Here is a 23,464-nt window from a genome sequence, read left to right on the forward strand (position 1 = left end):
CTAAATTTTTTCCGCCACGAATTCACGAATTTTTACAAATACATTCGTGAATTCGTGGCGGAAAATTCTTGGGATTTTTTATATTTGGTCATTAATAAACCTCTTACAAAAATTGAGAAAAAAGATTCAGTTTTCATTAATGCTAATTTGGTCAGCCATTTTTAGTTATTTTTTTATTTTGATGCTAAAGCTGACCTTGCAGTACATCCCGTTAAAAAATGATGTCGCTTTTCTTCAAATTAAGCAGACTGAAGTTTCTCAAATTCCATATTACATTGTATTTTTTTACATTCACGTATATTCGGCAATTTTTGTTTTGCTGTCGGGATTTTTTCAGTTTAATGATTCACTGCTAAGGAAATACCCACGCATTCACAGAAATTTTGGAAAATTATATGTTTTTGTAATTCTGTTTCTAAGCGCACCTTCGGGACTATTTATTGGCTTTTTTGCCAATGGCGGATTCTACTCAAAAATATCTTTTGTAACCTTATCTGTATTGTGGTTTTATTTTACTTTAAAAGGTTTTCTTTATATAAAAAACAAAAATATCCCGCAGCACAGAGCATTTTTACTTCGAAGTTTTGCTTTAACATTTTCTGCAGTTACCTTACGTTTTTGGAAGGTTATTCTTGTATATTTGTTTCATCCGGCACCAATGGATTTATATCAAATTATAGCCTGGCTGGGCTGGGTTCCGAATTTATTAATCGTCGAATATTATCTTTATCATCAATCAAAAAAATGAAAAAACTTCTTTATTTATTTTTAGCCGTTTTACTTTTTTCCTGTAATTCTAAAGAAAAAAACACAAAAAATACTGCCGACAATTTACTTACAGATGAAATCAGAACGGATTTATACGGTTCGTGGGTTGGCTCATTTATTGTTGCAGAACGTGATACAACCCAAGAAGTAAAAGAAAATTTTATCAATAAGATTAATATTAGCATTAAAAAAATTACTGCTTCTGAAGTTACGGGACAAAGTGTAGTAGCTGGTAACGTAAGACCTCTTAAAGGCGAAATGACAAAAAAAGGAAAAGTAATTCATTTTACACTTAAAGAACCCGGCGATGATAAAAATGACGGCGTTTTTGATTTTGATGTAGTAAACGATAGTATAATTTCCGGAACATGGATAGCGAATAATCCTAAAAAAGAAGTTCGTAAAAGAAAATTTGAATTAGTTAAAAAACAATTCAAATACGATCCTAATTTAATGTTACCTAATAATGGTTCTTATATTGACTATGAAAACCCAAAAGAAGAAAAGGTAACTTATTATGAAAGCGCGGAAGATTCTATAAGTAATAAAGCTGAAACTTATACGGAAAGTGTTTACAGAATGGCATCTGAAGATATTTCAAACATCAATTCATCGACAAAAAAACTAAAAGAATCTGATATCAAAAACCTGAAGAAAATTGATTTGGAAATTCTTAGAAATACCATTTTCGCCAGACATGGACTTTCGTTTAAAACGAAAACAGTACGTCAGTTTTTTGATGATGTAGAATGGTATATTCCGGTTGCCGCAAACGTTGATGATAAATTGACAGAAACAGAAAAACAAAATATCGTTTTATTAAAACGTTTCGAAAAATACGCCGAAGATAATTACGATTCTTTCGGGAGATAGTTTTTTTTTTAAAAGATGCTAAGATTCTAAGGACTAAGATGCTAAGTTTTTTCTCAACGACTCTCCTGCAAGGTTTTCAAAACCTTGTAGGTATAACATTTTAAGGTTTTAAGTTTTTTTTCGCCACGAATTCACGAATGCATTTACATAAAAAATTCATGAATTCGTGGCGAAAAACCTTTCTTATTTAAACTGATACTCCAAATACCTAGAAGGTTTTAAAAACCTTTGCAGGAAATCGCTATCTCGGATTATCCTGATAATATCTGGCTTCGATTCTTTTAATATCTCTAATCGAATTTTTGGCCCAGTCAAGGCGTTTTTGCAGAATTTCTTCGTCAGATAACTGCCATTTTATATCTGAATTTCTTAATCGGTTTGTTAGATTTTGAATGATGATTGCGGCAGAAACAGAAATGTTCAAACTTTCTGTAAAACCTACCATAGGAATTTTTAGGAAACCGTCTGCTTTTTCCAAAATTTCCGGTGAAAGTCCGTCTTTTTCAGTTCCGAAGAATAATGCACTTGGTTTAGAAATATCAAAATCCTGAATCATACAATCATTTTCATGAGGCGTTGTAGCGATGATTTGATATCCTTTTTCTCTTAAATTAGAAACACAGCCATCGATAGTATCAAATCTGTTTATGTCAACCCATTTTTGCGCACCCAAAGCGATTTCTTTATCGATTCTTTTTCCAAAACGCTGTTCAATTATATTCAATTCCTGAATTCCGAAAACTTCGCAGCTGCGCATTACGGCACTTGTATTGTGCATTTGGTATACATCTTCTACAGCAACAGTAAAATGTTTAGTGCGGTTTTTAAGTACTTCTAAAAATCTTTCTTTTCGGTTATCCGTTAATATATTTTCAAGAAAAGCGAGGTAATCTAAATCAATCATTTTGTTTGTATTTGCCGCAAAAATACATATAAATCAACAGAAAGAAAATTGATTCTTATTTTCTAACTTTCTGAATGTTCCAGTAATGCATTATTTAATTTTTCATGCAATACGACTAATTTTGCAAAATCGACATTAAGTGCTTCTTCTTTAAAAGAATCGCCTTTAAATTCTGCATTTTCATTTTTAGAATGTTTGTTTAAGCGTTCAAACATTTTATCGATTTCTTCATCAGCATAACGGGCATCAATAAAAGAAATAAACTTTTCAATAACCTGTTTCATTCCTTCATTATAATTCAGGAAAGTAACATTTTGATCTGATTCATAAAAACTTAAAAAGCCCTGAAAATATTTCTCTAAAACCAATGCGCCATACTGCTGAAAACTAATTTCATTAATTTCCTGAGGTGTAATTCCGAAAACACTTGGCGGCAGTAAATTTGGCACCATATGCATTCCCATTAATTTTTGATGAGATTTTAAAACCTCTGTCGGGTTTCTGTAAAGCAGTGCAAAAGGAGTTTCAGGAAAAATAGATCTCAAATATCCTGCATCAAAAATATGCCAGGCATCTAGTTTTAGAATAAGATTATTTTGTTCGGGAAATCTTTTTTGCCCTAAAAATTTAAGTACCGCTTTTAGGAGAGTCGTTTTTGTATCAAGTCCAAAAAGATTACTCCTTAAAATTTCATCAAAAATTGGTGCCTCAGAAACCATAATATTTTCTGAAGAAGTTGCCAATGACTGACTCAGCATTGTAGAACCGCATCTTGAAACATGAAACACTAAAGATTTTAAATCGACAGAAACTAATTCATCAGACCATTCAATAAGATTTTCTACAGTACTTATTACTCTAAATCGCTTTGAATTATAATCCAGTTTTCTGCATTTTGAAATCGTCTCATCAAAAAAAGGATCGAGATATTTTATATCACCCAAATAAATCCATTCAAAATAAATATTGTTGTCTTTTTCTATTAATTTATAAGGAATCCAGTTTGAAAGAGGGTGATTTATATTTTCCATTTTTGATTTTATTTAGATTGAAGACCTGCGATAATTTTATTGTTTACTTCAGATGGATTCCGCTGAAGTTCAGCAATAATCTGTTGTTTTACCTCATCCGAAAATTCATTTTTATTTGAAGTAAAATTGAGATCAAATCCCATTTCTGCAAATAATTTATCCGACCATTCATTCCGTATGCAATCAAGTGTGAGATGAATTCTCGGTTCATTGCTTTTATTTTCAACACTGTGCGCAAGCTGAAAATTAGCATACCAGCACTCTCCCATTTTCATAGGAACGAGTTTTTTATCTACATAAAAATAAACCTCTGAATTTGTTATAATTGGTACGTGAATTCTAAAAAATCCATCTTCATACGAAGTATCATTATCAACATGTTCCTTGATTTCGCTGTTTGGCCCTAATCGAAGCAATCGAACTGCCTCTTTTTCGCACTCAAACCAATCCATAATTTCTTTAAAATAATGACACTTATCAAGCAGCGGCGTATTTTTGTATTCTTTGTTAGAAAAAGAAGTAATGTCGTTTACCAAACCAGACTGCGACCGCAGGGAAACACTCGTCCAATTTCCTTCGTACCGGTTTGTATTAAAATGCGGTGTCCATAAATCATTTTCGCAAATGGTAAGTTCATGCTGTAATTTTTCTATTGAAAAAGAAATAGGCAGTTTGCTTGACGAAGGATTCATAAGCTACGAAGGATTAAATTTGAGATTCGTTTTGGTTGTGTAAATATATAAAATACACGAAACCAATTGTCGAATAAATAAGCAAAATTTTACAAATTGAGAAATTCTTATCTTACAATCTTACTGTCTAAGATAAATTGTCAATAATAAACTGGTAGAGTTTATTTGTTGAAAATGATACTGTTTCAAAATCGGTTTTTAAGATTAAATCTGCATTTTGCGGCGTTTCAAAAACATCACTAATTCCGGTAAAACTTTGAATTTTATCAGCATCATTGTCTGGCAGTAATGCTTTTTTGTACAAGCCTTTAGGGTCTCTTTTTATCAAATTATCTATCGAACAATCCAAAAATATAGTTCGCACAAACTCATTTGATCTCAATTCATTTCGAAGATTTTCATACGGATTTATTACTGACATTAATACGATTGTATTTTCTTCGACAAAGTTTTTTCCAATATTGAATAACCTTCTAACATTTTCACATCTGTCTTCTTTAGAAAATCCTAAATCTTTACAAACCGTTTTTCGGTATACATCGCCGTCGACAATTTCAGCTTTATAACCGTTTTCGATTAATAAATGCCGAACATTTTGTGCCAGAGTGGTTTTTCCCGAGCCCGATAATCCTGTAAACTGAATTAAAATCATTTAGAAAATCTTTTGTTTTTATGAGGCATTAAAACTAGACAATCTGCAAAGTCAAAACAATAAGTATAATTACGGTTTTATTTTCTCAAAAATATTAAAAAAAGAATCGTACAAATGTGCCGTCAGGCACTAAATATCGGTAGAAAATATAAAATGGACACAAATTTGGCGTACCGTAGGTACGCAACAGAACCACCATTGCATACCTATGGCATGCCAAATCAATTCAAACACTTTTTTATACCGATATTTAGTGCCTGACGGCACATTTTACCTACTGATTCACAAAAATCACTATTTTTATCTTTTAATAAAATTTCAAAATGAAAAAGAAACTTGTTGTTTTAACCGGCGCCGGAATTAGTGCCGAAAGTGGAATTAAAACATTTCGTGACAGCGATGGATTATGGGAAGGTCATGATGTAATGGAAGTTGCAACTCCCGAAGGCTGGCATAAAAATCAGGATTTGGTTTTAGATTTTTACAACAAGCGACGTCAGCAGTTAAAAGAAGTTCAGCCGAATTTAGGGCATCAAATTTTAGCCGAATTAGAAAAGGATTTTGACGTTTATATTATCACTCAAAATGTTGATGATCTGCACGAACGCGCCGGAAGTACTAAAGTCTTGCATTTGCATGGCGAATTATTAAAAGTAAGAAGCGTTAGAAATCGGGATTTAATTTTAGACTGGACAGAAGATTTACTTACGGGTGATTTAGATGAAAACGGACATCAGCTTCGTCCGCATATTGTTTGGTTTGGAGAAGAAGTTCCGGCTCTTGAAGAAGCCATTGATATAACAGAAACGGCAGATTATTTTGCCGTAATCGGAACTTCTCTGCAAGTTTATCCGGCAGCGGGTTTGATTTCTTATACGCCCAGTACAACTCCGGTTTTTTATATTGATCCAAAACCTATTTCAATTCCGAATATTCGAAACAAAGTTGAAGTTATTGCTAAAGTTGCTTCCGAAGGTGTTGTCGAAATGAGAGAAAAATTAAAATCGTAGATATAATTATTGAACACGAATTTCACGAATTTCACGAATTTCACGAATTAGCACGAATCATTTTATTTCTCAATGAAGAAGTAAAAATTTGTGCTAATTCGTGAAATTTGTGTTTTCTTCTTTTTTCCCTTTTAAAATGTTGTCAATTGACTTTCTGATTACTTTAAATCCGCAAATTCTGTTTATATTTGCACCTTTCGAAAAACAACATAACAATGACTACTTTAAACGAATTGAATGCTATATCGCCAATTGATGGAAGATATAGAAATAAAACTCAAAATTTAGCCCCTTTCTTTTCTGAAGAAGCTTTAATAAAATACCGCGTATTAGTTGAAGTGGAATATTTCATCGCTTTATGCGAAATTCCTTTACCTCAGTTACAAGGCATTGATTCAGGTTTATTTGAAAGTTTAAGAAATATCTATAAAAATTTCTCTACTGAAGATGCACTTTGGATTAAAGAAACTGAAAAAGTAACGAACCACGACGTAAAAGCGGTTGAATATTTTATTAAAGATGCTTTTGAAAAATTAGGTTTGTCTCAATACAAAGAGTTCATTCACTTCGGATTAACGTCTCAGGATATCAACAACACTGCTATTCCGCTTTCTACAAAAGAAGCTTTTGAGCAGGTTTATATGCCTTCATTAGTGGCTTTAATTTCTAAATTAAAAGAATTAAGCGTAGAATGGAAAGACATCCCAATGCTGGCACGTACACACGGACAGCCGGCTTCTCCTACTCGTTTAGGAAAAGAAATTCTGGTTTTTGTTGAGCGTTTAGAAGAGCAGATGCGTTTGTTATTCAATGTTCCGTTTGCGGCAAAATTTGGTGGCGCAACAGGAAATTTCAATGCACATCACGTAGCGTATCCTCAAATTGACTGGAAGCAATTCGGAACTAAATTTGTTGAAACTGGTTTAGGTTTACAGCATTCTTTCCCAACAACTCAAATTGAACATTACGATCACTTTGCTGCTTTTTTTGATGGTTTAAAAAGAATCAACAATATTATTATCGATTTAGACCGTGATATCTGGACGTATGTTTCGATGGATTATTTTAAACAAAAAATCAAAGCAGGAGAAATTGGTTCATCTGCAATGCCGCATAAAGTAAACCCAATTGATTTTGAAAATTCTGAAGGAAACTTAGGAATCGCCAATGCTATTTTTGAACATTTAGTCGCAAAACTTCCAATTTCAAGATTACAGCGTGACTTAACTGACAGTACGGTTTTAAGAAATGTTGGTGTTCCGGTTGGACATACCATTATTGCTTTTGAAGCTACTCTTAAAGGTTTGAACAAATTACTTTTGAATGAAAGCAAATTTGCCGAGGATTTAGAGAAAAACTGGGCGGTTGTAGCCGAGGCCATTCAGACTATTTTGCGTCGTGAAGCGTATCCAAATCCATACGAAGCTTTAAAAGGTTTAACAAGAACAAATGAAGCAATTGATAAAAATGCAATTCATAATTTTATTGCAACTTTAGAAGTTTCTGATGCCGTTAGAGCAGAATTATTGCAGATAACTCCTAGCAATTACACAGGAATTTAAAGAAAACCTAAAATATTTTGTCAAAAAAAGCTATCTTTATCGAGATAGCTTTTTTTATTTAATCCGGAGTAGACCAGAATACTTCACTTAATCTTATTTAGAAAGAAATCCAGTGATTTTTATTTGATATAAAAAACGGAATGATTTTCTAAAACTAAAACACCTTTCTATGATTGCCTTAAATGCCACAGCAGAAACTACTCACCATTTACAACCTTTAATTAGTGATCTGGGATTAATCCTGATGACTGCCGGAATTGCCGTTCTATTATTCAAAAAAATGAAACAGCCTTTGGTTTTGGGCTACCTGATTGCAGGTTTTTTGGCCGGAAACCATTTTGATTTTTTCCCTTCTATTACTGACATGAAAAGTGTTGAAGTCTGGGCCGAAATTGGGGTTATATTTTTATTATTTAGTTTAGGACTCGAATTCAGCTTTAAAAAATTAATGAAAGTTGGAGGGACTTCTTCTGTCACCGCCATAACCCAGATTCTGTTTATGACCTTTGTGGGTTATTTAGTCGGCCAATGGATGGGCTGGGGAAAAATGGACAGTATTTTTCTTGGCGCCACGCTTTCTATTTCATCTACAACAATCATTATCAGAGCTTTTGACGAATTAGGAGTTAAAGGAAAAAAGTTCGTTGGGATTGTATTTGGAGCCCTGATTGTCGAAGATATTGTGGCCATTTTAATGCTTGTTTTATTATCGACCATTGCCGTAAGCGATCAGGTTTCGGGAGGTGAATTAATACAATCTGTTTTAAAACTGGTTTTCTTTTTAATTATATGGTTTTTGGGCGGAATCTTCATTATTCCGACCATTTTGAAAAAAGCCAAACATCTTTTAACTGATGAAATGTTATTAATTATTTCATTGGCATTATGTTTAATGATGGTAATTTTTGCCGCAAATGTTGGTTTTTCTCCTGCTTTAGGGGCTTTTATAATGGGTTCTATAATTGCTGAGACCACAATGGCCGAAAAAATCGAGCATTTAATTCAGCCTGTTAAAGATTTATTTGGTGCTGTTTTCTTTGTATCGGTTGGAATGTTAATCAATCCGGGAACATTGGTTACATACGCTCTTCCTGTTGCTTTAATAACTCTTTTAACGATTTTCGGAAAAGCATTCAGTTCCTCTATCGGAGCTTTGCTTTCCGGACAGCCTTTAAAACAATCTGTTCAAACCGGAATGAGTTTGGCTCAAATTGGAGAGTTCTCATTTATTATCGCAACATTAGGAATGACCTTAAAAGTTACAAGCGATTTCTTGTATCCTATAATTGTTGCGGTTTCTGCCATAACCACTTTTACAACTCCGTTTTTAATTAAATATTCAGAGTCTTTTGCTCAGCTTTTAGAAAGTAAAATGCCTAAAAAATGGGTTAAAAATATTAACCGTTATAGTGTAAATGCACAGGCCATTAAATCAGTAAGTACGTGGCAGATTGTATTGAGATCTTCGATTACGCAGATTATTCTGCATACCATAATTATAACCGCTATTATTTTATTATCATCAAAATTTGTAGCGCCATTAGTAGCTGATACCCGATTTGGAAATACTTTGGCTGCTTTCCTTACACTTATTGTTATTGCTCCTTTTTTATGGGCACTTTCGCTGCGTCGTGTAAAAGTAGATGAAGTTGAAATTTTATGGGAAGAACGTAAATATCGAGGTGCACTTTTAATGCTTATTTTAATTAGAATGAGCCTCGGATTATTTTTCGTTGGATTTTTACTCAATATCTTTTTCTCTCCTTTAGTCGCTTTTGTTGCTTTGATTATTGCTATTGGAGCGTATCAAATTTTCCCTAAAAAATTAAACGAACAATATCATAGAATTGAAAGTCACTTCCTGAAAAACCTCAACGACCGCGAAAATAAAAAAATCGACAGAAGATATGCCAATTTAATGCCTTGGGACGGTCACATGTCTTTTTTTGATATTGGAAAAGAATCTAATTTAGTGGGTAAAACATTAGAGGAATTAAAAATTCGTGAGCAGCTCGGAATCAATATTGCTTATATTAAACGAGGTGAAATTACCATTCCAATTCCTACCAAAACAGAACGTTTATTTCCGGGAGATGAAATTTGTGTAATTGGTACCGATGCTCAAATTGTTGAATTTACGAAATATTTAAACCAAAACGAAACCGAAGCTCCGGGCATAATTGAAGAAACAGACATTGTACTTCGTCAGCTTGAAGTTTCTCAGGACGAATTCATTCAAAAAAGCATTGGACAATTCAGAGCCAAAACAAACGGAATGGTTGTTGGAATTGAGCGAAATGGAAATCGTATTTTAAATCCTGAATCGAGTTTACTTTTACAGCCAAATGACATTATTTGGGTTGTAGGCGACAAAAAGAAAATGATCGAGTTAAGTAATTTTAAAAGACTTTGATTTTTTAAAAGGGACAAAGGGACATAGGTTCTCAGATACAAAGGTTTTTATATAAAAAGCGCTAAGGTTTCGTAAATAGAAATCTTAGCGCTTTTTTATATTTTTGACAGAAAACAAAACTTACTGAGAATAAAACCTCAAAACCTTTGTAACTTTGAGCCTTTGTAACTTTGTAACTTCAAAAATTTATTTATTCGGCTGCGGAGTTAATCTCAAATAAGGTTTAATTGGTGTGTGTCCTTTTGGGAATTTTGCTGGAATATCACTATCCGGAATTGCCGGAGCAATTACCACATCTTCTCCATCTTTCCAGTTTGCAGGAGTTGCAACACTATAATTTGCAGTCAATTGTAAACTGTCAATTACACGAAGTAATTCGTCAAAATTTCTTCCTGTTGAAGCCGGATAAGTCAATGTTAATTTGATTTTTTTATCTGGTCCGATAACAAAAACAGAGCGTACCGTAAATTTATCACTCGCGTTCGGGTGAAGCATATCATATAAATTCGCTACTTTTTTATCTTCATCAGCAATAATCGGGAAATTAACCTCAGTATTTTGAGTTTCGTTAATGTCTTTAATCCACTCTTTATGAGAATCTAATCCATCGACACTTAACGCAATAACTTTTGTATTTCTTTTAGTAAATTCCGGAACATAATTCGCTACCGTTCCTAATTCAGTAGTACAAACCGGAGTAAAATCTGCCGGATGCGAAAATAAAACGCCCCAGGAATCTCCTAACCATTCATGAAAATTGATTGGTCCTTGTGTGGTTTCTGCGTGAAAATCCGGAGCTATATCGCCTAATCGTAATGTTGACATAATTTATATTTTTTAGTTCCACTAAAATTAACTAAAAAATACATTTAGAAAACATGTAAGAATTAAAAAAAAGTTAAAATTCTACATTCTCTATCTAATTAATATTCTAAATTAAATAAAACTCACGATGAAGTACCAAAAAACAAGGGTTACAAAAGAAATCGGAATTCCGAAACCAATCATCATACTGCTTAATTTGGGCTTTAAGCCATAAGTCGAAGCCAAAATTGCGCCAGTAATCATTGGTGCCATTGCAATTTCTATAATTGTAATTTTTATCGCTTCAGAATGCTGGTTAAAAATAAAAACATAAAGAATGAAAATAATACTTGGCGTTACTATTAAACGAAAGAAAAGTCCAAGCTGCAGAAATTTCCAGTGCTTACTTTTTCTATTAAAAGTAAGCTGTAATCCCACCGAAAATAAAGCTAGCGGCGTTACTAAACTTCCTAATTTTAATAACAGAGACTGAACATTAACATCTAAATCATAGCTAAAAACATTCATTAAACACGAAACAACGAATGTGATAAACGGCGGAAAGAAAATTATTTTTTTGGTAATACTTTTAAAATCCGGATTCCCTTTTGAATAAAAAGCCGCCACAAAAACGCCCAAAGTTGAAACTACCACAAAAGTTCCCGGCTGATCTACTAAAACTGCCGTTTCAAGGCCTTTTTTTCCAAATAAAGCTTCAACAATTGGGTAACCCAGAAAGGATGAATTACTTAATCCTGCTGTTAAAATCAAACAGCCTATCAGTTTATTTGACCAGCCTAATCGCCGCCCTAAAAAATGAAAAAATACAAAAGCCAGGAAAAAACTAATCCACCCCGCACCTATAGGAAATAATAATTCGTTACTCCATTTTATCTTCGGAATATGATATAAAGTAATCGCAGGAAGACAGATGTAAATAACAATTTTATTGATTGTTTTATAAACATTGACTGGAAATCGCTTTACATTCTGCAAAAGCAATCCTAAAAACAAAAAGAAGAATATTATAATAAAGTTGTTCATATCAAGGCTTCAGGACAAAAGTAGTTATTTATATTTTAGTAATTAGCTTCTAGTGATTAGCATAAAATAATTTATGTACAAAGTTAAAAACGTGCCGTTAGGCACATAATATCGGTAGAAAATATAAATTGAGAATAAATTTGGAGTGCCGTAGGTACGCAATCAACAATAATATTGCGTACCTACGGCACGCCTGTGAATTACAAACCTATTTGCTGCCGATATTATGTGCCTAACGGCACATTTAAACAAATTATTAATCACTAACTTACTATTTACTAATCACCAGAAGCTAATTACTAAAAAAAACTTAAATTCTTTTTTCTCTTATAAAAACTCACTACATTTGTAATATATTTTATTACAGTATGCTTTCAGGTAAATTTGCCATAACGATTCACATTCTAACTTTGCTCAATAAATTTCCAAATGATTATTTGTCATCAGAATATATTGCGGGAAGTATTAATTTGAATCCGGTTTTGGTTCGAAAAGAAATTGCAAACCTAAAAGCACATCATATTGTAGAAAGTAAAGAAGGAAAAAATGGCGGAACAAAATTGGCTGTAGATTCATCTAAACTGACTTTAAAAGAGATTTTTGAAATGACTTTTGAAACTATTGGTTTAGGCTATGCCAAAAATCAGCCAAATCCGGATTGTCCCGTTGGTAAAAATATAAATCAGCATTTGGCTAATTTATATGCCGATATGAATGAGAAAGTCAGCGCACAATTGCAGGGAATTTCTTTGGAAGATTTTTCGAACCAATTTTAGAGCTATTTTTTTACCTAAAACTGTAACATTTTTTATTACTAAATAAATTTATATATTATGAAAATCGCAATTATTGGAGCAACAGGATTCGTTGGCTCAGCAATTTTAAATGAATTAGCAGACAGAAAACACGAAACTACAGCAATTGCAAGAACTCCAAAAGATACTGCAAATGCAACTTGGGTTGCAGCAGATATTTTTAATGTAGCTGCTTTGGCAGAAATCTTAAAAGGTCATGATGTCATCATCAATGCTTATAATCCAGGCTGGACAAATACAAATTATGCCGTTGATTTCGAAAACGGATCAAAATCGATTCAGGAAGCAGCAAAAAAATCAGGTGTAAAACGTTTTATTACCATTGGAGGCGCTGGAAGTTTATATGTTGCGCCAGGCGTGCAAGCAGTTGATACTCCAGAGTTTCCGAAAGAATATTACACAGCCGCTTCTGCAGCAAGAGATTATCTAAATGTTATTAAAGAAGAAAAAGAATTAGATTGGGCATTTTTTAGTCCAGCTCTTGAAATGCATCAGGGAATTACAACGGGAAGAACCGGAAAATATCGTTTAGGTTTAGAAAATCCAGTTTTCAATGATGAACAAAGAAGTATTTTATCTGTAGAAGATTTAGCAGTTGTTATTGCAGATGAAGTAGAAAATCCAAAACATCATCAAGTTCGTTTTACTGCGGCGTATTAATTTTTTATAGCCACAAATTCACGAATTTTTTATAATTAAAATTAAGTTCTGTGTGTCATCCTGAGCGAAGTCGAAGGACACGCTAGAAACTCCGCAATACTATTTAGACCCGACAGGTTTTAAAAACCTGTCGGGTCTCTTTGTCTCAAAACTTTGTAATTAACAATCTTTGTCGAGCTGCTTGCGTGTCCTTCGACTTCACTCAGGATGAAAAAAATATGATAACAAATTAGTTAAAATTAGTGTAATTCGTGGCAAACTAACTTTTTGAAACTGTTTTTGTTTTCAGTACTTTTACAATTCTAAAAAATGCGTTTTGTCTGATTTTAATAAACAAGCCGGCAGTTTAACTGAAAAAGCTGGAATTTCACCTCCCGAAATCACCAATGTTTCGGCTATAAATCAAATTAAAAACAAACGCAGACACAAGCCTTCGGCAGAAGAATTAATTTCGGGAATTCTTTTGGGAAACAGAACGGCCCTGAGTCGTGCGATTACACTTGTCGAAAGCACAAATCCTGAACATACTGAAAAAGCAGAAGAAATTATAAAAAGCTGTTTACCTCACGCTAATAAATCAATTCGTATAGGAATTACGGGAGTTCCCGGAGTTGGAAAAAGTACTTTTATCGAGGCTTTTGGTACTTACTTAACGCAAGCAGGAAAAAAAGTGGCTGTTCTGGCCGTTGATCCAAGCAGTACAATTTCACACGGAAGTATTTTAGGCGACAAAACCCGAATGGAGGAATTGGTAAAAGATGAAAATGCTTTTATTCGTCCGAGTGCTTCCGGAGAAAATTTAGGAGGTGTGGCTCGCAAAACCCGTGAAACGATTATTCTTTGTGAAGCTGCAGGTTTTGACACTATAATTATTGAAACAGTTGGTGTTGGTCAAAGCGAAACTGCGGTTCACAGCATGGTTGACTTTTTTCTTTTACTGAAAATTTCCGGTGCCGGAGATGAGCTTCAAGGTATTAAACGCGGTATTATGGAAATGGCTGACGCCATCGTCATCAATAAAGCTGACGGCGATAATATCAAAAAAGCGAATCAGGCGAAATTGGAGTTTAACAGAGCTTTGCATTTATTTCCTCCAAAAAAATCAAACTGGCAGCCAAAGGTTACGACTTGCAGTGCGATTACCAAAGATGGAATTTCGGATATCTGGAACACCATTTCTGATTATTTTGAAATGACAAAAGAATCTGGTTTTTTTCAGGAAAAAAGAAACGAACAAAATCATTTCTGGATGATGGAAACTATCAATGAACAATTGAAATCAAACTTTTACAATCAGCCAGGAATTATTGCACAAATGGAACAAATTAAAAAAGCGGTGCAAAATGATGAAATATCACCTTTTGCAGCCGCTCAGTTTTTATTAAATGAGTATAAAAAAGGCTTCTAGTTACTTAAATATTTATTTCACATTAATTGAAAGTTTATAAGTTTCTTCACTTTCCTGAATAGGATATTTACCAGGAACTAAAATATCTGAATTGAATTTTAAAGATTTAACTAATTCCGGAAGTATAGTTTGCCCTTCCGGTATTATATAAATGTCTCCATTTCGTAATAACCCTTTTTTATGTTCTTCGGTTAAAGCACTTTTTTGAATTGTCATAACAAATTTATCTGCTTCATTTTCAACACGTACTGGTGTTCCGTCAGGGTTTGGTTTCGTAAAGCCATAGGTCATCCAGTTATAAACAACAAAATTACAAAACCCTTCCGGCTGGCTGCAGTCAACATTATGTGCTCCCCAGGCTCGCACAATAAACCCTTCATAATGAGGCAAATACTTTTGAGTATTTGGTTGATTTTGCTGCTCAGTGTTTGATGATTGAGAATTTTGATCTTCACTAGAATCGTTATTACAGCTTATAAAAAAAGCGGCAAACGCAAAAACTAACATTACTTTTAATACTTCAGATTTTTTTTGTTGTAAATTTTTCATAAAAAAATAATTTAATTGTCCCTACTCTATCGCTGGCTTTTCGGGTTACGCCTTTTGATTTCGTATATATCAATTAAATTATTTTTTTGTTACCCGTTTCGTTTGAATTTTAATACAAAAAAAAAGCTGTTAAGTATGAAATTACATACTTAACAGCTTTTTTTAAGGGACTAAGATACTTACGTACTAAGGTAGGTGTAAAGCTTTTTCTAAATATTGTTATTTAAAAATCAGCTACTTAGAACCTTTTCCTCTAAGCTTATATTTATTCTCCTTATATAAATTTCCAGCTGTAATTACATGTGCCAAAGCATCTTTCGCTAATTCTTCATTTAATTTTACCGGAATTAAAGTAGTATCATTTTTAATTTCAAATTGCAGCGGTTTTAAATTTGGCTGCATAATGACAACCTGATTTTCAACTCTAAATGCATTGATGTCATTGAACTGCATAATTGATCTTCCTTGTACTTTTGGATCTAATTTATTTAAGTTTCTTCCCATCATTGGTGTTTCAAACGGAATTCCTAAATAACTTAATAATGTTGGTGGAATATCGATCTGACTTGCCAGTCTGTCATAAACGGCTCCTTTTGGAACTCCCGGCCCCATAATAAAAGCCGGAATATGGAATTTATTTATTGGCACTAAATTCTTTCCGTATGTTCTTGTGTTATGATCTGCAATTACGATGAAAATTGTGTTTTTAAAATAGGGTTCTTTTTTAGCCATTTCAAAGAATTTTCCAATCGAGAAATCGGCATATTTCATTGCATTGTTTACCGTTGCAGCTTTTTTATCAAACTGTTTGATTCTTCCCGCAGGATATTCAAATGGTTCGTGGTTTGACGTTGAAAACATTAAAGAGAAAAATGGTTTATCTCCTTTTGATTTGAAATAATTATTGGCTTTAGTAACCAAATCCTCATCAGAATAACCCCAGGTTCCTTTAAAAGCATATTTATTTCCATCTGATTCAAAATCAGTTTGGTCTACGATATCAGTAAAACCATTTCCGTTGAAAAACGAAGCCATATTATCAAAATTGGCCATTCCGCCATAAATAAAACTCGTGTCGTAACCTTTATGTTTTAAAGCATCGGCAAGGGTAAAAAATCCTTGTTGTGAGTTTCCAAGTTTTACAACACTTTCAGATGGCGAAGGCAAAAATCCGGTTACAACAGCTTCGATTCCTCTCACGCTTCTGGTTCCCGTGCAGTACAAATTGGTAAACAATAATCCTTCTTTAGATAATTTATCAAACTCTGGAGTTAAAGGTTTTCCGCCTAAAATTCCAACGTATTCTGCCCCTAAACTTTCCTGTAAAAAAATAACCAAATTGTATGGCTTTTTCTTAACTGAATCTGGCTGCTGTACATGAAGAAACGGAATTTCTTTATCTGTAAAATCATTTGGACCAGCGATCATGTATTTTTTTACACGGGCAATCGCTTCGGCTTCATCCATTTTACCGTACATTTTGGTATTTCCTTCATTTTTAATTGAATATGCAGCAAAAGCAACGGTATAAAATGAATTTAGTCCCAACGTATTTGTAAGCTGATCTGTAGAAAAAACAGCATTACTGGCATTAATTGGGCGTTTTGAAGTCAAACTTGAACGTGCTCCAAAAAACAATAAAAATGCTAATAATGGAAAAACCATTAATTTGAATTTATATTCGGTACTTGTTGTATGGAAATATTTTTTCCCTTTTTTGAAAGCCAAATAAATGACAACTCCCAGAATTAAAAAAGTTACGATTATAGATGTCAGATAACTTTTTACAAGCATTCCGACCACTTCTTTCGGATAAATGAGGTAATCTAAGAAAATCTTGTTGGGGCGTGTATCGTATTGTTTTACAAAATCAGGAGAAGCTAATTCTACAAAAAGAATCAAAAACAAAAATAAGAAGCTGTAAATGACCAAAAACTTATTGGTAAACTTAAGCCATTTATTGGGTAAAAAGGTGATTAGAACTGCTGGCAGAAATGACAAATAACAAAGTAAAATTAAATCCATTCGAAGTCCGATTGGAAAAATATACCAGAAATCAGGTGTTTGTTCTACTCTTTCTTTAAAAAGGAAAAATAAAAATATTCGGCTTAAAGTGGTAATCAGTAATCCGATCAATATAAAATTGAAAATAGGTTTTAAAAAACTTAATTTTTTCATTGAATAATTCACATTATTTTGACTTAAGCACGTCATGAAACGCACTATTCTGCGTGTCTACTCTTCGTAACGATTTATTTCTCTGTCGTAGAAATCATTAGCTTTTTCGATTAAACCTTCCATTTCAGCATTTAATTCTGCTTCATCAAGATCTTCTGCTTCTTCTAAAAATTCAACCTCATCATCTTTTAGATTGATTATAAATCTTGGATAATCCAGGTGAATGATAAAGATATCATCTGGAAAATCTGTATTGTCTCCAAGTAAAAATTTAGGTAATTCCATAGTATTTAAGTTTATTTTAGATTTATTAATGCCTGTTAAACAGGTTGATTTTTTTTGCCACAGATTTCACGGATTGAAATGATTATTTTTTAATCCTTATAATCTCTGAAATCTGTGGCATATTATTTTAGGCTCCAAATTTAATTATTTGCAAATGAATTGGAGATTAATTTCTTAGTTAGAAAATGAAAACGCATATACAGAAAAATGGCTGCTGTAGTTAAACCTGCCAAAAGCCCTATCCATACACCTTGTGCTTTCAATTCAGTATATTCTCCCAAATAATATGAAATTGGAAAACCAATAACCCAATAGGCCACAAAGGTAATATACATAGGTACTTTTACATCCTGCAATCCACGTAAAGCGCCTAAAACTACAACCTGAATCCCGTCTGAAATTTGGAAAATTGCAGCAATTAAAAGTAGTTTTGATGCAATTGCAATTACTTCAGTGTTATCCAGAATTTGTCCGGTATTTTCCATATTTAAAAAAATATGCGGGAAAAAATCATGAAAAACTACAAACAAAAAGGCAAAAAAAGTTTCTATAATAATGGCAAGTAAAAATATAGAACGAGCCACAACTACAAGGTTTTTATAATCCTGCAGTCCTCTCTGATTACTTACTCTAATCATAGATGTGACACTTAATCCCATGGCAAACATAAAAGTAAGTGACGACAAACTTAAAGCGATTTGATTGGCTGCCTGACTGGTTTTACCAATATTTCCGCAAAGCCATATCGAAGCTGTAAACAATACAACTTCAAAAAGCATTTGCATAGCTGATGGAAATCCTAAATTTATTATTTTTTTTAGCGTTGCACTTTTAATTTCGCTGAAACTAAAATTTTTGAAAAAGTGTTTTAAATCATTTCTTCTTGAAAGCATAATATGCATGAACATGACTAAAAATATTCTCGAAATTACGGTACCAAGTGCTGCGCCGATAATTCCCATTTTAGGAAAAATCCAAATTCCGTAAATCAACACATAATTTATCCCTACATGAAGTACGTTTGCCATAATCATCGCATACATCGAATATTTTGTCATCGATTTTCCGTCGGCAAACTGTTTATAGCCCTGATACATGACTAATGGAATCAGTGAAAAAGCAACCCAGTCTAAATAAGGTTTTGCTAATACAATTACTTCTTTAGGCTGTTCCAGTAATTCCATTAATGGTTTTGCTAGAACAATTAAAGTAAAAAGAAGTAATCCAATAATAGCGCACAAAAACAAGCCGTGATGAAATGCAGAACGAATTTTGCCATCGTTTTTTTCAGCATCTCCTTCGGCAACAATTGGTGTGATGGCAGTAGAAAAGCCAATTCCTAATGACATGGCAATAAAAATCATACTGTTTCCAAGTGAAACGGCTGCCAATTCTGTACTGCCTAATTTTCCAACCATAATATTGTCGACAATACCAATTAAAGTATGACCAACCATTCCTAATATTATAGGATATGCCAGTCTGAAATTATAAGAAAACTCTTTTGTGTACTGCTTTAAATTCAATTTTATACTTTTTTGTGGGCAAAGATAGTCAGAAGCTTCGAATTCTGTCCTATTAATAAAAATATAAGCGTTTTTTAAGGCTAAACTTAGCATACCATAATATTATATAACGATTTTTAAAAATTATATAACAAGCTCAAAAGACCTCTGTTCTACTTTTACATTATTAATAATTGAAAAATATTTGCCATGAGAAAATTACAGTTTATATGCCTCGCTGCTTTCGCATTTTTATACTCCAACACCACTTTTGCACAAGAGACTGCAGCAACAAATTACGATCAGGGATTTAGATTAGGTTTTGGTTTAAACGGGGGAATCCCAACAGACAGTAAAGATTATGACTGGTCACTTGGCGGCGACGTTCGTTTACAATACGATTTATCTAAAAGAACTTCATTGACTTTAACAACTGGTTTTACAAACTTGTTTTTAGGAAAAGATGAATTAGGAAATGACATAAAAGATTTAGGATTTATTCCTGCAAAAGCTGGTTTTAAAGCTTTTATCTGGGAAGATCAATTTTATGTTTTAGGAGAAGTAGGTGCCGGTTTTGCTGTAACAAACGGTTATGACGACACTACTTTTTTATGGGCGCCAGGAATTGGATATGCTAACAAATACATTGACATTAGTGTCCGTTATGAGGACTATCAGAAATTCAAAACCAATCAAGTGGCTCTGCGTCTAGCCTATGGTTTTGATTTATAAAAAGAAAGGTTTATTTTATTTTTTTGTTTTTGGTAACAAACCCCGGAAGTTTCATAGTCTTCCGGGTTTTGTATTTTATAGAAGCTGGTAGATATTCAAATCTTCTGAATCTTTGTCAAAGTTTTAAACTTTGACAAAGATATTTTCTCATCATCAAATTACTTCACATACTTTTTATCGGTTAAAGTTTTCATGAAAGCAATCAGCTGTTTTTTTTCTTTATCAGATAAATTCAGTTTGTCTTCAGGCAGAGTTTGATTTTGAAGATCGAATCCTAATCCTAAACCTCCTCCCTGATCGTAGAAATCTATAACTTCTTCAAGGGTTTTATAAACGCCATTGTGCATATACGGAGCAGTAAGTTCTATATTTCTAATTGTAGGCGTTTTGAAGGAATTTTTATGAATTGCAGCCTGCGTTATAACATATTTACCTAAATCACCATCAAGCTTTTTTCTTTTATCAGGCACTCCTAAAATTTCACTTTCAGATTTGGCGAAATTGGGCGGAACTGTTCCGTTTGTAAGCGGAATAAAATGACAGGTTGCGCATTTGGCTTTTCCGGCAAATAAATTAAATCCTGCTTTTTCATCTGTCGTAAATGTTGACTTATTCTGCATATAATTATCAAATTTTGAATCATAATTGCTCAGCGAACGAATATAAGATGCTAAAGCATTTTTAATGGCAAATTCATTTATTTCTCCTTTTGGAAAAGCTTCCTTAAAATCTTTTACATATTCGGCTTTGTGTTGAATGGCTAAAGCCGATTTTTCTAAAGATCCGTGCATTTCATTTTCATTTTTAATTACGGCAACGGCCTGATCTTCTAAATAACTTACCCTTGAATCCATAAAAAAAACACGCTGAAAAGCAATATTGGTTAAGGTTGGTGTATTGCGCTGAATCATTGATTTTCCGTCTAATGAAACAGCTCTTTCTAATCCGTCTGTAAAAGCTTTTTCTTCATAATGACAAGATGCGCAAGAACGAGTGTTGTTCCCGGATAAAATAGGATCGTTGAATAATTTTTTCCCTAAAGCAATTTTTTCAGGTGTTGTTTTATAATCTGGAAAACCCGAAAATGCTTCAGGATCAAAAGCATCTTTCTCGAATAATGTTTGCGCTGTGGTTTTTAACCCTCGCTGTTCTTTCATAAACGGAATTCCTAATTCTGTCTGCGTTTTATAAAGTCCCTTGCTTAACGGATTCAAAATTTCTTTTATAAAATAGGCGCGGTCAAAAGCATTAAAATTGTTATTTGTCTCTAAATATTTTTTTCCTTTTTCTAAAATTCCAAGAAGTTCTTTTGAATTTGAAATTTCATTATTTTCAAGATAAATGCGATAATATTTTTCGATTGTTTCTAAAGATACTTTCGCTTCCGGAAGCGAATTTAAAACTACAGGTGAATCAAACCCTGTAATTCCCAAAGTAATAATTCTGTAAACTTCTAATCGCATGGCGTCAAAAACATGAGCATCTGTCAGTTCATTTGAACCTGAAACTTTTTCTAACCGAATTAAATTAGCAGATAAAACTCCCAGTTCTTTCAGTAGTTCTTCTTTGTTGTTTTTGTCGTATTTAGGGAAAATCAATTCTTCGACAACCTGAAATCCTTCGGGATCAACTGTTATATTATCATTTTCTTCAAACTCAGGAATTGCCGGTCCGTTGATTGATTTAGAAACCGCTGGCGAATAATATTCACTCAGCAATTCTACTTTTTTATAACTTTTATGTGCCTCCAGAAATTGCTGCTGAATTTGAGTTTCTACAGCATCTGACTCTACTGAATGTTTAAGTTCGGTAACTTTTTCAATTAATAAAGTAATGTCTTTCTGAAAGAGTTTATTTATTTCCTCATGTTTGTTTTTTTTCTGACAGGCAGCAAATACAAACAAGAATAATAAACAATATATTTTTTTCATGATGTCGTAACGTTTAAAAACGGATTTTTAGAAAAACAGAAACCACTACCTCAATTTGAAATAGTGGATATCTGTTTTTTCTAGTACTTAAAAATTTATCTCGCTAAACCTTTAATAACCACAATTTGACTTGCTTGATCTTCTTTTGGACGATTTGTTCCTCCATCTGCTTTTAGATATCTTTCTCCTTTCCATGTATGCGGTTGTACGCTCAACATAAAAGTATCCTCAATACCAAGCTGTTCAGAAACGTCAATTAAAGCACCATACTCCCAGCTTCCAAATTTAGATGTTCCTCCTACGTTGTATTTAGCAGCATCAGTCGCTGTACGACGGTGATCTAATTCTAATGCAACTTTTAATTCTTTTGTTGCAATATTATATTGATAAATATATGCGTCATGAGTTTCGTCCCCATATCCGTTTGCATCTTCTTCAACATATACATAATTTTTAGTCACACAAATATTATCCGGGTTTTGAAATTTACCAGCAATTCCAGAACGATTGTCACCATCCAAAATAACTTCTAAAGTTCCTTTTAACGGGTCAGCCGCATCAAGGTTTAATTTGTAAACTCTACCGTATTTAGTTCTAGAACCATCTGCATTTGTTCCTGTTATATCTTGTCCGGTTACATTAAAGTATACTTCACGATCAGCAGCAGCACCGCCTTTACGGTAATCTAAATCCTCAACACGACCAAATTTAATTGCTTTTAAAGTATTTACAGAAGCATTAATCTGCGCTCCTGTAAGTGTTTTATGATTATCAATTTTCACAAAAGAAACAGCATACGTTTTACCAGTTTCCATGTCTTTTTCTCTCTGGTTATCGTCATTTCTTTTTAACATGTATAAAGAACCGTTTGTTAAATCGCCAACGCTATTTGATACATACATAAAAACCTGACCTCCGTAAGTTCCAGAATCATCATCACCAATTACAACAACCGTTTTACCACTATAAGCAGAAGTACGTAATGGAAGTGCATTTTCAGCACTTAAACGTCCAAAACCAGCTAATTCTTTAGATACAGATGCTGCTCCCGCATCTCCATAAGGATCTAAGGCGTGTGTACGAGATTCTTCTCCAGATTCTCCACAAGTTAGATAAACTGGTCCAAAACCATGTTCTGCTTGTGTAGCCATTGTAGCACCACATAATCTCCAAGTTCCTCCGTTAGAGTTTAATAAATATTCTCCTTTTACAGGTTTGAATGTTTTATCCAGAGTAATTCTTGAAACAGCAAAATTGTCTTCGTTATTTACCAAAAAAGTAAAAGTTCCGTCTGCGTTTTTCAATAAACCAGATCCATCTGCAGAACCTCCAAAAACATATTTTGGGCTATCCGGAAAAACATCATCTGAACTAAAAAGAGAGTAAATTTTCAGATTTTCGAAACCTGCCTGTGCCTTTATTAAACTTGGCGTTACAGATTGGTCTTTTAAAACAACACTTGTTGTTTCTGTTTCGTCTTTAGAATCGTTGTTATTACAAGATGTAATAAAAGAGCCTAAAACTAGTAGAGGTAGAATAATTCGTTTCATGAAGCTAAATATTGGTTTTTATTTTTTTACAAAGTAAATCCCTACTCTTTAACTTAAAATGATTTGGGTATTATGAAAAAAAGAAGACTTTTCTCAAA

21 protein-coding genes are annotated in these 23,464 nt (G+C 33.2%); 9 read left to right on the plus strand and 12 right to left on the minus strand.

Going from position 1 to position 23,464, the window contains the following annotated elements:
* The first annotated feature begins 112 nt into the window (after positions 1–112).
* Both ABDW27_RS06830 and ABDW27_RS06835 read left to right on the plus strand, forming a co-directional pair.
* Positions 113–748 (plus strand): DUF2306 domain-containing protein, encoded by a 636-nt coding sequence (locus ABDW27_RS06830; protein WP_343695197.1) that lies wholly within the window; start codon positions 113–115, stop codon positions 746–748.
* Positions 745–1,641, plus strand: coding sequence for a YARHG domain-containing protein (locus ABDW27_RS06835; protein WP_343695198.1), 897 nt, complete (start codon positions 745–747; stop codon positions 1,639–1,641). The genes ABDW27_RS06830 and ABDW27_RS06835 overlap by 4 nt, the downstream gene beginning before the upstream one ends.
* A gap of 241 nt (positions 1,642–1,882) precedes the next feature.
* Here ABDW27_RS06835 and ABDW27_RS06840 read toward each other — a convergent pair whose 3' ends face one another.
* The 4 genes from ABDW27_RS06840 to cysC form a co-directional block, all read right to left on the minus strand.
* Positions 1,883–2,545: an RNA methyltransferase gene (locus ABDW27_RS06840; RefSeq protein ID WP_343695199.1), complete on the minus strand. Its 663-nt coding sequence runs from the start codon at positions 2,543–2,545 to the stop codon at positions 1,883–1,885.
* 62 nt (positions 2,546–2,607) lie between these two features.
* The gene (locus ABDW27_RS06845; RefSeq protein ID WP_343695200.1) at positions 2,608–3,576 is read right to left on the minus strand and encodes a sulfotransferase family protein; all 969 of its coding nucleotides are present in this window, start codon (positions 3,574–3,576) and stop codon (positions 2,608–2,610) included.
* Positions 3,577–3,584: 8 nt separating this feature from the next.
* On the minus strand, positions 3,585–4,268 hold the full coding sequence (locus ABDW27_RS06850) for an aspartyl/asparaginyl beta-hydroxylase domain-containing protein (protein ID WP_343695201.1): 684 nt from the start codon (positions 4,266–4,268) through the stop codon (positions 3,585–3,587).
* Between the two features lie 127 nt (positions 4,269–4,395).
* Positions 4,396–4,920: an adenylyl-sulfate kinase gene (gene cysC / locus ABDW27_RS06855; RefSeq protein ID WP_343695202.1), complete on the minus strand. Its 525-nt coding sequence runs from the start codon at positions 4,918–4,920 to the stop codon at positions 4,396–4,398.
* Between the two features lie 323 nt (positions 4,921–5,243).
* On the opposite strand from cysC, the gene ABDW27_RS06860 reads away from it, so the two are divergent.
* From ABDW27_RS06860 to ABDW27_RS06870, 3 genes are all read left to right on the plus strand, one after another.
* Positions 5,244–5,930, plus strand: coding sequence for an NAD-dependent deacylase (locus ABDW27_RS06860; RefSeq protein ID WP_343695203.1), 687 nt, complete (start codon positions 5,244–5,246; stop codon positions 5,928–5,930).
* A gap of 215 nt (positions 5,931–6,145) precedes the next feature.
* Positions 6,146–7,492 (plus strand): adenylosuccinate lyase, encoded by a 1,347-nt coding sequence (gene purB, locus ABDW27_RS06865; RefSeq protein ID WP_343695204.1) that lies wholly within the window; start codon positions 6,146–6,148, stop codon positions 7,490–7,492.
* Between the two features lie 169 nt (positions 7,493–7,661).
* Positions 7,662–9,905, plus strand: coding sequence for a cation:proton antiporter (locus ABDW27_RS06870; protein ID WP_343695205.1), 2,244 nt, complete (start codon positions 7,662–7,664; stop codon positions 9,903–9,905).
* Between the two features lie 186 nt (positions 9,906–10,091).
* On the opposite strand, the gene ABDW27_RS06875 is transcribed toward ABDW27_RS06870, so the two are convergent.
* Complete coding sequence (locus ABDW27_RS06875; protein ID WP_073408764.1) at positions 10,092–10,730, minus strand: peroxiredoxin; 639 nt, start codon at positions 10,728–10,730, stop codon at positions 10,092–10,094.
* 111 nt (positions 10,731–10,841) lie between these two features.
* Entirely contained in the window at positions 10,842–11,753 is a 912-nt protein-coding gene (locus tag ABDW27_RS06880) for an AEC family transporter (protein ID WP_343695206.1), read from the minus strand.
* A 368-nt stretch (positions 11,754–12,121) separates the two neighbouring features.
* Here ABDW27_RS06880 and ABDW27_RS06885 point away from each other — a divergent pair, with 368 nt between their 5' ends.
* The 3 genes from ABDW27_RS06885 (at position 12,122) to meaB (ending at position 14,636) form a co-directional block, all read left to right on the plus strand.
* Complete coding sequence (locus ABDW27_RS06885; protein ID WP_343695207.1) at positions 12,122–12,529, plus strand: Rrf2 family transcriptional regulator; 408 nt, start codon at positions 12,122–12,124, stop codon at positions 12,527–12,529.
* A 57-nt stretch (positions 12,530–12,586) separates the two neighbouring features.
* Positions 12,587–13,228, plus strand: a complete 642-nt coding sequence (locus ABDW27_RS06890) for an NAD(P)H-binding protein (protein WP_343695208.1) — start codon at positions 12,587–12,589, stop codon at positions 13,226–13,228.
* A 316-nt stretch (positions 13,229–13,544) separates the two neighbouring features.
* Positions 13,545–14,636, plus strand: coding sequence for a methylmalonyl Co-A mutase-associated GTPase MeaB (gene meaB, locus ABDW27_RS06895; RefSeq protein WP_343695209.1), 1,092 nt, complete (start codon positions 13,545–13,547; stop codon positions 14,634–14,636).
* A 12-nt stretch (positions 14,637–14,648) separates the two neighbouring features.
* Here the strand turns inward: meaB and ABDW27_RS06900 are convergent, their stop codons facing one another.
* From ABDW27_RS06900 to ABDW27_RS06915, 4 genes are all read right to left on the minus strand, one after another.
* Positions 14,649–15,185 carry a hypothetical protein gene (locus ABDW27_RS06900; RefSeq protein ID WP_343695210.1) on the minus strand — a complete coding sequence of 179 codons (537 nt, stop codon included), beginning with the start codon at positions 15,183–15,185 and terminating at the stop codon, positions 14,649–14,651.
* 234 nt (positions 15,186–15,419) lie between these two features.
* Positions 15,420–17,363, minus strand: a complete 1,944-nt coding sequence (locus ABDW27_RS06905) for an LTA synthase family protein (protein WP_343695211.1) — start codon at positions 17,361–17,363, stop codon at positions 15,420–15,422.
* A gap of 57 nt (positions 17,364–17,420) precedes the next feature.
* Positions 17,421–17,648 carry a hypothetical protein gene (locus ABDW27_RS06910; RefSeq protein WP_026984926.1) on the minus strand — a complete coding sequence of 76 codons (228 nt, stop codon included), beginning with the start codon at positions 17,646–17,648 and terminating at the stop codon, positions 17,421–17,423.
* Between the two features lie 140 nt (positions 17,649–17,788).
* Positions 17,789–19,174 carry an MATE family efflux transporter gene (locus ABDW27_RS06915; protein WP_343695212.1) on the minus strand — a complete coding sequence of 462 codons (1,386 nt, stop codon included), beginning with the start codon at positions 19,172–19,174 and terminating at the stop codon, positions 17,789–17,791.
* Between the two features lie 189 nt (positions 19,175–19,363).
* Between ABDW27_RS06915 and ABDW27_RS06920 the strand changes: the two genes are divergently transcribed.
* Entirely contained in the window at positions 19,364–19,885 is a 522-nt protein-coding gene (locus ABDW27_RS06920; protein ID WP_343695213.1) for a hypothetical protein, read from the plus strand.
* 158 nt (positions 19,886–20,043) lie between these two features.
* On the opposite strand, the gene ABDW27_RS06925 is transcribed toward ABDW27_RS06920, so the two are convergent.
* Both ABDW27_RS06925 and ABDW27_RS06930 read right to left on the minus strand, forming a co-directional pair.
* Complete coding sequence (locus ABDW27_RS06925; protein ID WP_343695214.1) at positions 20,044–21,816, minus strand: cytochrome c peroxidase; 1,773 nt, start codon at positions 21,814–21,816, stop codon at positions 20,044–20,046.
* A gap of 95 nt (positions 21,817–21,911) precedes the next feature.
* Complete coding sequence (locus tag ABDW27_RS06930) at positions 21,912–23,366, minus strand: hypothetical protein (RefSeq protein WP_343695215.1); 1,455 nt, start codon at positions 23,364–23,366, stop codon at positions 21,912–21,914.
* Between the last annotated feature and the right edge of the window lie 98 nt (positions 23,367–23,464).

This window comes from Flavobacterium sp. (assembly GCF_039595935.1).
Classification (GTDB): domain Bacteria; phylum Bacteroidota; class Bacteroidia; order Flavobacteriales; family Flavobacteriaceae; genus Flavobacterium.

Coding starts and splice junctions, on each gene's coding strand:
- ABDW27_RS06835 (WP_343695198.1), top strand. CDS start 745: ATGAAAAAACTTCTTTATTTATTTTTAGCCGTTTTACTTTTTTCCTGT.
- ABDW27_RS06840 (WP_343695199.1), bottom strand. CDS start 2,545: ATGATTGATTTAGATTACCTCGCTTTTCTTGAAAATATATTAACGGAT.
- ABDW27_RS06845 (WP_343695200.1), bottom strand. CDS start 3,576: ATGGAAAATATAAATCACCCTCTTTCAAACTGGATTCCTTATAAATTA.
- ABDW27_RS06850 (WP_343695201.1), bottom strand. CDS start 4,268: ATGAATCCTTCGTCAAGCAAACTGCCTATTTCTTTTTCAATAGAAAAA.
- cysC (WP_343695202.1), bottom strand. CDS start 4,920: ATGATTTTAATTCAGTTTACAGGATTATCGGGCTCGGGAAAAACCACT.
- ABDW27_RS06860 (WP_343695203.1), top strand. CDS start 5,244: ATGAAAAAGAAACTTGTTGTTTTAACCGGCGCCGGAATTAGTGCCGAA.
- purB (WP_343695204.1), top strand. CDS start 6,146: ATGACTACTTTAAACGAATTGAATGCTATATCGCCAATTGATGGAAGA.
- ABDW27_RS06870 (WP_343695205.1), top strand. CDS start 7,662: ATGATTGCCTTAAATGCCACAGCAGAAACTACTCACCATTTACAACCT.
- ABDW27_RS06875 (WP_073408764.1), bottom strand. CDS start 10,730: ATGTCAACATTACGATTAGGCGATATAGCTCCGGATTTTCACGCAGAA.
- ABDW27_RS06880 (WP_343695206.1), bottom strand. CDS start 11,753: ATGAACAACTTTATTATAATATTCTTCTTTTTGTTTTTAGGATTGCTT.
- ABDW27_RS06885 (WP_343695207.1), top strand. CDS start 12,122: ATGCTTTCAGGTAAATTTGCCATAACGATTCACATTCTAACTTTGCTC.
- ABDW27_RS06890 (WP_343695208.1), top strand. CDS start 12,587: ATGAAAATCGCAATTATTGGAGCAACAGGATTCGTTGGCTCAGCAATT.
- ABDW27_RS06900 (WP_343695210.1), bottom strand. CDS start 15,185: ATGAAAAATTTACAACAAAAAAAATCTGAAGTATTAAAAGTAATGTTA.
- ABDW27_RS06905 (WP_343695211.1), bottom strand. CDS start 17,363: ATGAAAAAATTAAGTTTTTTAAAACCTATTTTCAATTTTATATTGATC.
- ABDW27_RS06910 (WP_026984926.1), bottom strand. CDS start 17,648: ATGGAATTACCTAAATTTTTACTTGGAGACAATACAGATTTTCCAGAT.
- ABDW27_RS06920 (WP_343695213.1), top strand. CDS start 19,364: ATGAGAAAATTACAGTTTATATGCCTCGCTGCTTTCGCATTTTTATAC.
- ABDW27_RS06925 (WP_343695214.1), bottom strand. CDS start 21,816: ATGAAAAAAATATATTGTTTATTATTCTTGTTTGTATTTGCTGCCTGT.
- ABDW27_RS06930 (WP_343695215.1), bottom strand. CDS start 23,366: ATGAAACGAATTATTCTACCTCTACTAGTTTTAGGCTCTTTTATTACA.